Source organism: Bacillus sp. NPDC060175 (assembly GCF_042728695.1).
Classification (GTDB): Bacteria; Bacillota; Bacilli; order Bacillales; family Bacillaceae_G; genus Bacillus_A.
Genome location: NZ_JBHWYR010000035.1, coordinates 40,456 through 53,413, shown reverse-complemented (window position 1 = coordinate 53,413; position 12,958 = coordinate 40,456). Strand labels below are relative to the sequence as shown.

General features: G+C 33.6%; 12 protein-coding genes. 7 read left to right on the top strand and 5 right to left on the bottom strand.

Features of this window, described 5'->3' with window-relative positions; genetic code table 11:
* Positions 1–21: 21 nt before the first annotated feature.
* Entirely contained in the window at positions 22–1,356 is a 1,335-nt protein-coding gene (locus tag ACFWDE_RS17840) for a D-serine ammonia-lyase (protein ID WP_377893664.1), read from the top strand.
* Positions 1,357–2,284: 928 nt separating this feature from the next.
* Positions 2,285–3,532: a DUF445 domain-containing protein gene (locus ACFWDE_RS17835; RefSeq protein ID WP_377893662.1), complete on the top strand. Its 1,248-nt coding sequence runs from the start codon at positions 2,285–2,287 to the stop codon at positions 3,530–3,532.
* Between the two features lie 30 nt (positions 3,533–3,562).
* Here ACFWDE_RS17835 and exsE read toward each other — a convergent pair whose 3' ends face one another.
* The 4 genes from exsE to ACFWDE_RS17815 are packed head-to-tail and all read right to left on the bottom strand — an operon-like array spanning position 3,563 to position 6,507.
* Positions 3,563–4,519, bottom strand: coding sequence for an exosporium protein ExsE (gene exsE / locus ACFWDE_RS17830; protein ID WP_377893660.1), 957 nt, complete (start codon positions 4,517–4,519; stop codon positions 3,563–3,565).
* Positions 4,516–5,586 carry a hypothetical protein gene (locus ACFWDE_RS17825; RefSeq protein WP_377893658.1) on the bottom strand — a complete coding sequence of 357 codons (1,071 nt, stop codon included), beginning with the start codon at positions 5,584–5,586 and terminating at the stop codon, positions 4,516–4,518. The genes exsE and ACFWDE_RS17825 overlap by 4 nt, the downstream gene beginning before the upstream one ends.
* Positions 5,579–6,022: a hypothetical protein gene (locus ACFWDE_RS17820; RefSeq protein ID WP_377893657.1), complete on the bottom strand. Its 444-nt coding sequence runs from the start codon at positions 6,020–6,022 to the stop codon at positions 5,579–5,581. Before ACFWDE_RS17820 ends, ACFWDE_RS17825 begins: the two co-directional genes overlap by 8 nt.
* Positions 6,019–6,507, bottom strand: coding sequence for an RNA polymerase sigma factor (locus ACFWDE_RS17815; protein ID WP_377893666.1), 489 nt, complete (start codon positions 6,505–6,507; stop codon positions 6,019–6,021). The genes ACFWDE_RS17820 and ACFWDE_RS17815 overlap by 4 nt, the downstream gene beginning before the upstream one ends.
* Before the next feature lie 276 nt (positions 6,508–6,783).
* Between ACFWDE_RS17815 and ACFWDE_RS17810 the strand changes: the two genes are divergently transcribed.
* The 5 genes from ACFWDE_RS17810 to ACFWDE_RS17790 all read left to right on the top strand — a co-directional run bounded on the left by ACFWDE_RS17810 (position 6,784) and on the right by ACFWDE_RS17790 (position 11,895).
* On the top strand, positions 6,784–7,422 hold the full coding sequence (locus tag ACFWDE_RS17810; protein ID WP_002064723.1) for a response regulator transcription factor: 639 nt from the start codon (positions 6,784–6,786) through the stop codon (positions 7,420–7,422).
* 4 nt (positions 7,423–7,426) lie between these two features.
* Positions 7,427–8,527, top strand: a complete 1,101-nt coding sequence (locus tag ACFWDE_RS17805) for a sensor histidine kinase (RefSeq protein WP_377893655.1) — start codon at positions 7,427–7,429, stop codon at positions 8,525–8,527.
* A 136-nt stretch (positions 8,528–8,663) separates the two neighbouring features.
* On the top strand, positions 8,664–9,602 hold the full coding sequence (locus tag ACFWDE_RS17800; protein WP_002148977.1) for an ABC transporter ATP-binding protein: 939 nt from the start codon (positions 8,664–8,666) through the stop codon (positions 9,600–9,602).
* A gap of 36 nt (positions 9,603–9,638) precedes the next feature.
* Entirely contained in the window at positions 9,639–10,748 is a 1,110-nt protein-coding gene (locus ACFWDE_RS17795; RefSeq protein ID WP_377893654.1) for an ABC transporter permease, read from the top strand.
* A gap of 1 nt (position 10,749) precedes the next feature.
* Positions 10,750–11,895, top strand: coding sequence for an ABC transporter permease (locus ACFWDE_RS17790; protein WP_377893652.1), 1,146 nt, complete (start codon positions 10,750–10,752; stop codon positions 11,893–11,895).
* A gap of 44 nt (positions 11,896–11,939) precedes the next feature.
* Here ACFWDE_RS17790 and ACFWDE_RS17785 read toward each other — a convergent pair whose 3' ends face one another.
* A complete protein-coding gene (locus ACFWDE_RS17785) occupies positions 11,940–12,878 on the bottom strand; it encodes an esterase/lipase family protein (RefSeq protein ID WP_377893650.1) in 939 nt (312 codons plus the stop codon).
* Positions 12,879–12,958: the final 80 nt, after the last annotated feature.

The window sequence follows — 12,958 nt, the reverse complement described above, 5'->3', positions numbered from 1 at the left end:
AGGATATGAGGAGGAAACAGAATGAAGGAAATAGGGGCATTAAAAGCAGAGTACCCATTAGTTAACAAGCTTATTGCAACAGAAGAAGTATTTTGGGTAAACCCGAATATAGAAAATTATGAAACAGCGATAAAGGGTTCACCACTAAATGAAGAAAATGTAAAAAATGCGGAAGAGAGGTTAAAGCGCTTTGCATCATATATTGCAAAAGTTTTTCCTGAGACGAAAGAGACGAGCGGCATTATAGAATCACCTTTAGTGAAAATACCTGCTATGAAGCAGTCTTTAGAGAAGAAATACGGGCAACCTATATTAGGGGAATTATTATTAAAGTGTGATAGTCAACTTCCGATATCAGGATCAATTAAAGCTAGGGGCGGCATTTATGAAGTGTTGAAACATGCTGAGCAATTGGCACTTCAGCATGGAATGTTAACAGAGAAAGATGATTATTCAATTTTAGATAGTGATAGATTTAGAGGTTTTTTTGCGAAGTATTCAATTGCAGTAGGTTCTACTGGAAATTTAGGGCTTAGCATCGGTATTATGAGTGCGAAATTAGGTTTCAATGTGACGGTTCATATGTCAGCAGACGCCAAAGAATGGAAAAAAGATTTATTAAGAAGTAAAAATGTAAATGTTATTGAATATGAAGCTGATTATAGTAAAGCAGTAGAGGAAGGAAGACTGCAAGCAGAAGCTGATCCTAGCTGTTATTTTGTAGATGATGAAAATTCACATGATTTATTTTTAGGATATGCAGTAGCAGCGTCTCGTTTACAAAAACAATTAGAAGAGTTAGAGATTGTAGTAGATGAAGAACACCCTTTATTCGTTTATCTCCCGTGCGGGGTAGGTGGTGGGCCTGGCGGAGTAGCATTCGGCTTAAAGTTATTGTACAAAGACAATGTGCATTGTTTCTTTGCTGAACCGACACATTCCCCGTGTATGTTACTCGGTTTAATGACAGGGCTTCACGATAAAATTGCCGTTCAAGATATCGGTATTGATAATGTAACGGATGCGGATGGGCTTGCAGTAGGAAGACCGTCTGGATTTGTCGGTAAAACGATGGAACCATTTTTGAGTGGAAATTACACAGTAAGTGATGAAGAGTTGTATAGATTATTAAAAGAACTGGCTGATACTGAAAATATTTATTTAGAGCCTTCGGCGTTAGCGGGTATGATAGGACCGTTGAATGTATGTAAAGCTGAAAATGAGTATTTACAAAAACAACAGTTAACAGAGAAGGTGAAGAAAGGTACTCATATTGTGTGGGGAACTGGTGGGAGTATGGTTCCAGAAGATGTGATGAATGGGTATTATAAGAAAGGTTTTGAATTAACAATATAAGAAAAATGAGGCTAGTTGTAGCCTCATTTTTTATTTATATGGTATATCTAAAAAGTCATGGATGAAAATAGGGAGGAGTAAATTATTATTCCGAGTGTAAATAAAAGCGGATAGCAAATGTCCAACAAGACCAGAGTTTACCCAGTCACCTATTCCTTAAGGAGTGTCTCCTAAAATTATAGGGATAAATGAATGAGCAATCCCGAAAAATTGGCCAAAGGTAGCCTCTAAATATAATTTCCTCTTCGAAACCAATATTAATTAAATAGTAATAGAGGTAATAGAACATTTCTAATTGAAATCCATTTTCTTTTATTTATATACGTATATAAATAAAAGAAATACACCAATTAAGAGGGAAGATTTCAATCCCTTTTTTCTAAAACCAATACTTGATAACGTTTGTTTCGATTTTTTCAAGATGAAGAGTAATAAGATTACGATAGGTATTTGATGTAAAGTAATTCCTAAAACCGCATAGAGACACGGGTGTGAGATCGAAAAGTGTGAATGTTTCATTGATGGAGAATGCCAAAAGTTCATTAGAAAATAAAAGTATGCCAAATAAATAGCGATAAAGAAAATAGCAATTAAACCATCTTTTTTGTTTGAAAATTGAAATGTTTCACCTTGGAATATACTTTTTTTGAGAATAGATAATTTGTTGGAAAACATCTTCAATCGTTCCTATCTATTATGGGGTTATATAGATAGTTTAACGTATAGAATTATGCAGAGGATGTTATGATTTTGAAAAAATGTAAAAATTTAACCTGAATGATTTTAAGGTATGTGAAAGGTAGGCTTGAAGTATTATAAATTCTTTGTTATTTTCACAATAGTTCTTTATAGTATATATAAAGGATAACTAATATCAAATAAATATAACAAAAAGCTTTATTTTACATAATAAGAGGATGTGTATACGATGTCATTGCAGACTAAATATATAGCGGGTATTTCGCTTGGGGTTATGGGCGTAGGTTTTGCGGCTTCGATCCCTTTTCAAGGAACGGTAGCTGGGGAGATTATTCAAGGGGGATTTGAAGCTGGGTTAGTTGGTGGACTTGCGGATTGGTTTGCGGTTACAGCTTTATTCCGTCATCCGTTGGGAATCCCAATTCCGCATACAGCTTTATTACCTAAAAATCGGAAGCGGGTAACAAAGGGGCTCGTTTCTACGTTAGAAAATGAATGGCTGACGAAGGAAAGTATTACAAGTAAAGTGAAAGAAATGCAGTTAGCACAAATGGTGCTGCAAATTGCTGAGAAAGAGTTACAATCAGATGCTGTGAAAAAAGGAATTGTAACAATTGCGGAGAAAGCGATTCTTCAAATAGATACAGAAAAATTAGCTGTTATTATTGAAAAAGAATTAAAAACGTATTTGCATACAATTAACACAAGTAACATTTTACAAGTGCTTGTTGATCAATTAGTTGTGCAAGAATATGATGAAAAGACACTTGATTACATACTAGTAAAGGTGAAAGATTGGACAGCGCAAGATGAAGCTCGTTATCAGCTCGGAAGCTTAGGAATGAAGGCGATGGAAAATATAAAAGTAGATGGATTCTTGCAGTTTACTTTGAAATCATTTATGAATATTGTAGATGAAGATAAAATTGGAGGCATTTTGCAGAAATTTATTATTAGCAATATTAACAGCTTACAAGATGCTGATAATAGCACAAGACAACTTATATTAGCGAAGATTCGTCAAGAAATTATAAATGTGAAAGAAAATGAAGCTTTACTACAGGAATTAGAAAATTGGAAAGAAAAGTGGATTGCAAATTGGGATGCTACTGACAAAATAAAAGAGATGCTGGAGCAAGTACAACAAAGAGCAGTTACCTTTGTAAACAATGAAGAATTTGCTGATAAATATGTTATTCCATTTTTAAAAACACAAATGAATAAAATAAAAGAAGACGAAGTGACGGTTCAAAAAATAGAAGATTGGTTACAAAAGCAAGTTGTCACACTTGTTGAAAAGAATCATTCGAAAATCGGAAAACTTGTGCAAGAAAACCTTGATAAACTAGACGATAAAACATTAATTGAAATGATTGAAAATAACGTCGGTAAAGATTTGCAGTGGATCCGAGTGAACGGGGCTGTGTGCGGATTTATGATTGGGTTAATTTTAGAAGGAATTAAAGCGATTATATGAGAAAAACCTTCCACAATTGTGGAAGGTTTCTTATTTTTCGATAACACTCATATTTATATTGTAAGCTTTCTCAATATTTAATTTGTACGTCCCATTTCCTGTTTTTATCGAGTTTTTATACCAATGCTCTTGCCCGTTTAATTCTGGATTTTCTTCTGAAGAATTATTTTCTTTTTTCGTTAAATCTTCTACTTGTTCCCAAGGTGTGTTCCCGTGAGCTTCTTTTTTGTTTGTTATGGCGATTAAAGATACATCACTTTCTTTTGCTAAATGAACAGATACATTTGAACTTTCTTGTACAAACCAATTATTTTGTAATTGACCTGGATAAAGAGATAGCTCGTTATTTGAAGCTCGAATCTCTACATTTTTATTTTGCGGAAGAACGAGTGTTTGTTTCACCTGTGGTGCTGAGTTAAATAACGTATGCTGAACTGGTAATGATTTTAAAGTTACATACATCGTTTCTCCAGCTGTTTGAATTGAAAGGAAATCCTCTTGTTTTAAATTGATTTTTTCATTTGCTTTCGTCGTCATTTCATATGTTCCAAGAAGATGAATTTGATTTGTATCATTTCCCTCTATTGTTAGAGGGTGATGCCCCGCATCCACTACGATTTTTTTGATAGATTCAGGTATATCAAGTTGTCCGTCTGGAATATTACTCGTTTGCCTAGTTGTGTTAATAGAATGACGAACTTCTTCTAGTAATCCAGTTGATAATAAACAGTAAAAAGCAATTCCAACACTTCCTAAAACTCCGATAAAGAAAATACTAAAAATATCATATTTAATAAATGAATGTTCCTTCTTAGAAAATAGAAGGTATAGTAAAATTTCAGCGCCAAGTATGATAAGTAAAACAGGCCACCATGCTGTTAATGTATCCAATACTTGAGTGCCCTTAATGACTGAAAATAGTAAGAAACAGCCTAATGTAATAATGGAAAGCCCCATTGAGAATGTTCCAACGCGCCATGTTCTCATTCTTTTGTACCACCTTTGTTTTCTTTATTTCCAAGTAATAATTTAAAGCCGCCACCAATTAAAAGGAGAGCAACGATAGAGGTTTGGAAATAGCGATAATATATTTCGCTAAGATGAATATTAAATATAGTTACAAAATAATCATTCAAAATAGGAAGGACTGTTTGATCTAATAAATAATAACCACCGAGTGTAATTAACCCAATGCCGATCCATCTTTGATGATTTATAAAATAATCGATAATTGGTTCGTCATGAACTCGTTCTTTTCCGTATTTTGCTGTTTGCTGTAAAGCATCAAAAAAGCTATAAAACCAAATGATTGGTACTAAAAATAAAAACGCAGAGAGTCGTAATAAATCGAGTAAATAAATAGATAGTAAAAAGGCTGCCATAAGCTGAAGACCACGACGTTGTAAGCCTAAATACATATGTCCTGCTCCAGGAAACATCGCTAAAATAGAAGCGAATGTTTTACTTTTCTTCCCTTGTTCTCGATGCTCTTCAAAGTCTTCAAAAATAGTACGATCAACTAATTGCTCGCCACGTTCTTTTTTCTGAAGTTGTTGAACAACGTCGAAGAAGTTATAAATCCATAAAACAGGTAACGTAATAAGGAAGATAAGGAAACTTCCTTGAGATGTTAATAATGTAACAAATATAATCATGCTGCCTAAGCCTGCGCAAGCGACTAAAAATGTAAGACCTCGTTGCATAAGCCCTAATTGGAAATGTCCAAGTCCAGGGATGACGGATAAGAGAATGATATAAAATCGTTCGCTCTCTTTAGAGGACTCTGTAAATTGTCCGGCTGCTTGTTTTTTCGATTGATTTATAATAGTGAAAATTAAATCCATTAAGTTGATTACCCATAACATTGCTAGTAAAAATAAAGAAAGAAAAGCAATATTACGCTCTCCTAATGCTATTGTACAAAATGCTGCAAAGATAAATAGAAATAAAGATCCTCCGCTATATAGAATGAAACGTCCAATCTTCTTTAAATATAGATGTCCAAGCCCAGGAATTAGCCCTAACACAAGCGCTAAAAAAGGGTTTTTATTCATGCTTTAAACCTCCGTCCTTTTTTGATGTGTGCACTGTTTTGTTTACAATTTGTTGTGAGATGGAAGTCTCATTATGTCTCGAAGATTTTTCGAAATTAGATGTCGCTGTGAAAATATAATGAAATAAACCACTTACCATAAAAATAATTGTAGCCGCAGTCGCAATGATGTAATGAATGATTGTGCGCTTTAGCTGGTTCGATTTCATAGTTTCATTAGATTGTAGCGTTTCAAAATTAATTTGTGCCATAACTTCGTTTGCAAATGAATCATCATTTATCATTGGAAGGTTTTCATTTTGTTCATCAATACTTTCCATATAAATTGCTAAACAATGATCACATTCATAGAGATGTTCTTCCATAGATTCACGTTTATTGTTTGATATAAAATCTAATGTATAATTGCGCCAATCTTCTTTTGAATAATGCATCATAGAAACTCTTCCTCCTTCCAATGTTTTTTAATCCATTTTCTTGCCCTATACAGTTTCATTTCGACTGTTTTCACTTCGATGTTTTCTTGCAATGCAATTTCTTGATAGCTTTTTTCCTCTAAGTAATGTGCGAGAACGACGTCACGGTAATTCTCAGGAAGTTCTCTTAGTTTTTGAGCAATCAATAGTCTTTGCTCTTTCGTCAATAATAAAGCTTCGATATTATGAGAAGACTTTATATTTTCTTCAGTTTCTTTACATAAGGAGAGTTCTTCGTTTTCTCTAGCGTTCTTCCTCTTATAATCAATAGCGTGATTGGTAGCAATACGTGCCATCCACGTTTTTAATCCGCGAAATTGATAATTAGGGAGAGAGGCGTGAATTTTTACGAATACTTCTTGTGTCACATCTTTAGCATCTTCTTCATGTCTTAAAATAGAAAATATAACTTGGAAAATATAATGACGATACGTTTGTACAAGGATGCGAAAAGCATGCTCACTTCCTTGCTGTGCTTTTTCAATTAATTGTTTTTCCTCAATCGCTTTCTCCCTCCTTTTTGACGCATTCTATTATATAGACGTAAGAAACGATAAGTCACCCTACACATGTTATAAAAAAAGAATAATATATTTTTAGCAGGAGGGCTATATGAAAAAGGTGTGAAAAAATGGTAAAGAGAAGTATATAATGAGCAAGAAGGAAATGTTACACAGAGAAAGGATGTGAATGTTAGTAGGGGAAAGGCCATACTAACAAACATGAAAATTAAAATATTAATAGCCGATGATAATTCTTTTATTAGAGAAGGCATGAAAATTATTTTAAATACATACGAAGAGTTCGAAGTGTTAGATACTGTAAATGATGGAAAAGAGGCTGTAGCGTATTGTAAAAAGCATGAAGTTGATATTGCTCTTTTAGATGTTCGTATGCCAAACATGAACGGGGTAGAGGCGACGAAGTTAATTTGTGAAGAGACAAAAACGAAGCCTCTCATTTTAACGACATTTGATGATGATGAATATATTTTGGACGCAGTAAAAAACGGAGCGAAAGGTTATTTATTAAAAAATAATGATCCAGAGCGTATTCGTGATGCAATAAAAGGTGTATATAACGGCCAAACTGTTATGCAAGATGTAGTGCTTGATAAAATTAAGTCTAATTTAATGGAAAGTAAAGAGGAAGAATCTAAAATTGATAAGAGCCTTTTTACAGAAAGAGAGCTTAGTATTATCGCACTAATTGCGAAAGGTTTCTCAAATAAAGAAATTTCGAAGCAACTTTTCATATCTGAAGGAACAATCGCAAATTATATTACATCAGTTTTGGGGAAAACTGGACTAGAACATCGCACGCAAATTGCGATTTATTACTTAACAGGGAAAGTAGATTAATGTTATGGAATTTTGGTTAACTGTAAGTAAATTAATTGTCTTTTTATATATAGTGTTCAGCTACATTCATTTAAATGTTACGAACTTACCATGGATTATACTTACTTTACTTATATATCTTTCTATAAATGTGATGATTTCTATATTGAAAAAAGATACGTACAATAAGATTTTAATCTGCGTATCAGTTGGCGTAGTTATGTTATTTACGTGGAGGGTTCATCCGTTTTTTATTTTGTTTTTACCTTTGAACTTATATGAAATTGCAAATTATTATATAGAAAAGAAATGGTTAATCTTTTTCATTATGGTCCTTCCTATTATTTTTATAGGTGAAGGTATTCAAATGACGTATGGACTTATTAGTGTATTTTGTTTTTTTTCCTTAACGATAGCCCACTGCTATATAGCGCGATTATTAAAACTCGAAATGCAAAATGATAAAATGAGAAAAGACATACAAAGACTTACGAAAAGTTTAAATGAAAATAAAGATTACATAAGGCAATCAGAATACACATTTAAGTTAGAGGAGAGAAATCGATTATCTCAAGAAATTCATGATAAAATTGGTCACTCGATGACGGGTGCACTTATTCAAATGGAAGCAGCAAAGAGATTAATGGAAATAGATAAAGTGAAATCTGCTGAGTTATTACAAAATGCAATTCATATTTCGAAAGATGGGATTGAAAGCATTCGGATTACATTGAAAAATATGAAGCCACCAACAGAGCAAATTGGCATTCATCGTATGAAATTGTTCATAGAGGAATTTGCCGGTAAGCATGATGTGAACATTCCTTTCGTATATAAAGGAAACTTAGATATGATTTCTCCAATTCAGTGGAAGATTATCGGTGAAAATGTTACGGAGGCGTTAACAAATACGATGAAATATGCTGACGCGACAGTCATCTCAATAGATATTCATGTACTTAACAAGGTGGTTAAAGTACAAGTGAAGGATAATGGTAAGGGGGCAGCTCTTATTAAAAAAGGCCTTGGTATTATGGGGATGGAGGAGCGAACAGCGTCTGTAAACGGTAAAATTATTGTAGATGGGACAAGTGGTTTTTCAGTAACAATGTTGTTGCCGATATAAGGGAATGGGGCGAGGATGAATCATCTCATATGAAAAAAGTGAATAATCTCATGTGAAAAGAATGAACTTCTGCACTGAGCAGGTTCATTCTTTTTGTTTATAATAACAGTAGAGAAACCGAAATAGGGGTGAAATGATGAACACATTGGAAATTAAAAATTTAACGAAAAAATTTGGTGATTTCATCGCGGTAGATAATATGTCTTTATCTATTAAAGAAGGAGAAATATTTGGATTTTTAGGGTCGAATGGTGCTGGTAAGAGTACAACAATTAATATGATTGCTGGCTTGTTAAGAAGTAATGAAGGTGAAATTAGCATACTAGGAAAAAATATAAAGAAACATAATCGATTTGCGAAAATGAACATCGGTATTGTTCCGCAAGATATAGCAATATACGAAGAGCTAACTGCCTATGAAAATGTGAAATTCTTTGCCGGATTGTACGGATTGAGAGGTGCTGAACTAAAAGCGAGAGTAGAGGAAGCACTTCAATTTGTGGGGCTTAGTGATAAACATAAAAGTTACCCGAAAAACTTTTCTGGCGGGATGAAAAGAAGGCTGAATATCGCTTGTGCAATCGCTCATAGACCGAAGTTAATTATTATGGATGAGCCGACAGTTGGAATCGATCCGCAGTCAAGAAACTATATTCTTCAGTCTGTCCGAAAACTAAATGAAATGGGAAGTACAATTATTTATACGAGTCACTACATGGAAGAGGTAGAAGAAATTTGTACGAAAATTGCAATTGTTGATCACGGTAAAGTGATTGCAGAAGGAACGAAAGAACAGTTAAAAGCGATTATTACCGATACGAAAGACATTTGGATTGAAGTGAAGTCAGTAGAAAATCTAGACGTTGAAAAATTAAAAGAGATAAACGGTGTGAAAGCTGTTCAAATTGAAGAGAACGTAATTAAAGTAAATTCTGATGCAGGATTAAATAATTTAAATAAAATTATTCAACACTTTATTAATCATGATATTGAAATTCGTTCATTAGAAGAGCAGGCTCCGAATTTAGAAACAGTATTCCTTACATTGACCGGAAGAAACTTACGAGATAAATAAAGTGATTGTAAGAATAGGAAAAGGGAGGTTCATCGATTGAACATCTTCAATATTGCAGTTATGCACATTAAAAGAGATTTCAGGGACGTAAGAACTTTAGTTTTTATGTTAGCATTTCCGATTGTGCTTATGCTTGTATTAGGAACAGCGTTAAGTAACGCATTTAATAGCGATAGTCATTCGATTAAAGATATACAAGTGCTTTATAAAGATAAAGCGGGAAGCACGTTTTCTCAATCATTTGAAGCATTTACGAAAGAGGTCGATAAATCGGGTATCCATTTTAAAAAAGCTTCCGAAGGTATAGATGGGAAAGAAGAAGTGAAGCAAAATAAATATGCTGCATATGTAGAATTGAATAAAGATGGTGCGACATTTTACGGAAGCGACAGAAGTAGTATTGAAGGAAGTATTGTTGAAGGAATGCTTACGACATTTGTTGATAAGTACAATGTAGCGGCAGAAGTTGCAAAAGTAGATCCAAGTAAGGTTAGCACAGTTATTTCAAATGGAAATCATAATGATTATATTAAAGAAACATCTTTACAAGCTGCTAAAAAACCAGGTTCTATGGATTACTATGCGGTTGTAATGACGACAATGATTGCATTGTATGCTGCAATGGGGGCGAGTTTTTTAATTCGAGGAGAACGAGTACGTAAAACAGGAGATCGTTTAATTGCAGCACCTATAAGTAAGGCTGAAATTTTCATTGGGAAAGTGCTCGGTAGTCTTGTAGCAAATGCACTTTGTCTATTACTCGTCGTTATATTTAGTAAATTTGTTTTTCAAGCGAATTGGGGCGACCATCTTGGAATTATATTTATTATTTTACTAACAGAAGTCTTTCTAGCAATTAGCTTCGGTTTAGGGATCGGATATATTACAAAAACAGGTGAGGCATCTAGAGCAATTATTATGGTTGTTGTGCAATTAGCTTCTATTTTTGGTGGTGCTTATTTCGTAGTGGAAGAAAATGTCGTTACGAATTTATCGCCATTAACGTGGGCCAACACAGCCATTATGAAAATTATTTATGCAAATGACATAGGAGCAGCACTGCCGGTTATTTCTTTAAATCTTGGAATTTCAGCAATCTTTTTATTAATTGCGATTATCGCATTACGTAGACGGGAGGGGCTGTAATATGAAAGATATTTTATGGCTCATACGAAAAACATTAGCTGCGCTTTTAAAAAATAAAAAAGGATTATTGCTTATTGTAAGTTTGCCGATAATAGGAACACTCATTTCTTTTTCAATATATGGGAATGTAGGGCAAGGAACGTTAAATATTGGGGTTATAAATAAAGAAAATCAGCCTATCGCAAATGATACAGTGAAATTTTTAGAAGGACTCAATCATGTAAATATTAGTAAAATTAAGGAATCTGAAGTGGAAGATAAACTCACTTCAAAAAAACTTGATGGTGTTGTTACATTACAGTCTGGTTTTTCCGAAAGTGTTCGAGCAGGGAAACCGAGTCATATTGAAGTTTCATCGATTAAAGGTGATCAAGTAACAGTATTTATAAAATCATATTTATATAACTATGTTGATAATATCACTGCGATTAGTAAAGTGGCAGGGGCGGATCAAAGTACGTTTGATAGTATGTACGCTGGTTATCAAAAAGGTTCATTTAAAGTAAAAGCAGAGACACTTGAAGATACTTCGAAAAATAAGGATATGACAAATCAAACGATTGGTTATCTTATCATGTTTATGCTATTTTCGGCAGCGAATTTATCTGGAATTATTTTAAAAGAAAAAGAGAACAGAACGTATTTTAGATTATTATCGACACCGATAGATGGAAAGAAATTTATATTATCTAATGTCGCGGTGAATATGATTATACTAACAGTGCAAATTGTAATTGCCGTATTATTTATGAAGTATGTTTTTCATACAAATATAAATATGCCTTTCACAGTGATGATTGGTGTACTCATGATATTTGCTTTAATCGCAATTGGTTTATCTTTAGTAATTGTGTCTTTTGCGAAAAATTCAACTGCTTCAAATGCGATGCAAAATGTCGTCATTGTACCGACATGTTTATTAGCGGGATGCTATTTCCCATATGATATCATGCCGAAAACGGTACAAAAAATAGCTAATTTTTTACCGCAACGCTGGCTAATGGACACGATTACGAAATTACAGCAAGGAATTCCGTTTTCAGATTTGTATTTAAATATTTTAATCTTATTCGCCTTTGCGATAGCATTCTTCTTAATTGCGATTTATAAGTTTGGAAGAAATAATGATGCAAGGAACTTCATTTAATGAAAAGGTGTGGCGCAATGCCACACCTTTTTTGTATTCGTAATTTAAAGTATCTTTTGTAATATAGGAATGCTTTTGTAGAGCACTTCGTTATGTGAAGCATGCACAACATATCTATTTCCCTCTAGAAGAAAAACGCTATGTAGAACAGCGTTACCATCACCATGTTTTGTAAGTACATCACCGACGACTTTTCCGTCTGTCCATTCCAGTTTTGAATGTGAAGGGACGACTTGTAAATATTGAATCGTTTCTACTCCATCTCCTGCAATGAGTGTAGTTTCAATATTTCTTTTCTCTATAATAAATCTATTTGCATTTAATGTATCGAGGAATGGATTTTTCGTTTTCATCTTGTTATAAGGAAGAAATGTAATAGAAGAGCCGGATCTTATAAATAAATAATTTCCGTAATCTTTACAAGGAATAACATCTTGTAATCCTGGAAAGTAACGGTGTATCGCTTCAACTCTATTCATTTTGTGTAAGGTGCTTACGTAGTGAATGTATTGTTCCATATAAAAATGAACGATATTTATTTTAGAAGATGTATGTACTGGGAGAGCACCTCCAGTCCAATAACTATAATTGGGGGGAGATCCAGCGTTTGGTGTACAGAGTATAATAAGTTGCTCCACATCATTTTCATATTCTTCACTTTGAACGTAAGAACGTGCAAGAAGTCCACCCATACTATGACAAACTAAATTTAGTTTGTCGCACCCTGTAAATTTTTTAACATAGGCAATTGTTTTTAATAAATATTTTTGAGTGGAAAAAGCAATACGCTGACGCCAGTCATAAAAACAGATAAACAAGTTTTTATTTCGTTCATAGCCGATACTTTCTAACATCATAATGAATGGTTCATAAATAAACGAAGAAAGCCCAAAGTTCCAATTACCGGTACCAGGAATAATAATATTACTCATTGAACCGAAAAGTCCTGGGATAAAAACAATAGGGATTTTTCCTTTTCTCATACTCTTCTCTCCTTTACCTGTTTAACATCGATAAAAATTAAGAACTACATTTCGTATGAAAACATATTTAAATGAAACAC

Excerpts from the sequence above, each read along its gene's own strand:
- ACFWDE_RS17840 (WP_377893664.1), top strand. The coding sequence starts at position 22 with ATGAAGGAAATAGGGGCATTAAAAGCAGAGTACCCATTAGTTAACAAG.
- ACFWDE_RS17835 (WP_377893662.1), top strand. The coding sequence starts at position 2,285 with ATGTCATTGCAGACTAAATATATAGCGGGTATTTCGCTTGGGGTTATG.
- exsE (WP_377893660.1), bottom strand. The coding sequence starts at position 4,519 with ATGAGAACATGGCGCGTTGGAACATTCTCAATGGGGCTTTCCATTATT.
- ACFWDE_RS17825 (WP_377893658.1), bottom strand. The coding sequence starts at position 5,586 with ATGAATAAAAACCCTTTTTTAGCGCTTGTGTTAGGGCTAATTCCTGGG.
- ACFWDE_RS17820 (WP_377893657.1), bottom strand. The coding sequence starts at position 6,022 with ATGATGCATTATTCAAAAGAAGATTGGCGCAATTATACATTAGATTTT.
- ACFWDE_RS17810 (WP_002064723.1), top strand. The coding sequence starts at position 6,784 with ATGAAAATTAAAATATTAATAGCCGATGATAATTCTTTTATTAGAGAA.
- ACFWDE_RS17805 (WP_377893655.1), top strand. The coding sequence starts at position 7,427 with ATGGAATTTTGGTTAACTGTAAGTAAATTAATTGTCTTTTTATATATA.
- ACFWDE_RS17800 (WP_002148977.1), top strand. The coding sequence starts at position 8,664 with ATGAACACATTGGAAATTAAAAATTTAACGAAAAAATTTGGTGATTTC.
- ACFWDE_RS17790 (WP_377893652.1), top strand. The coding sequence starts at position 10,750 with ATGAAAGATATTTTATGGCTCATACGAAAAACATTAGCTGCGCTTTTA.
- ACFWDE_RS17785 (WP_377893650.1), bottom strand. The coding sequence starts at position 12,878 with ATGAGAAAAGGAAAAATCCCTATTGTTTTTATCCCAGGACTTTTCGGT.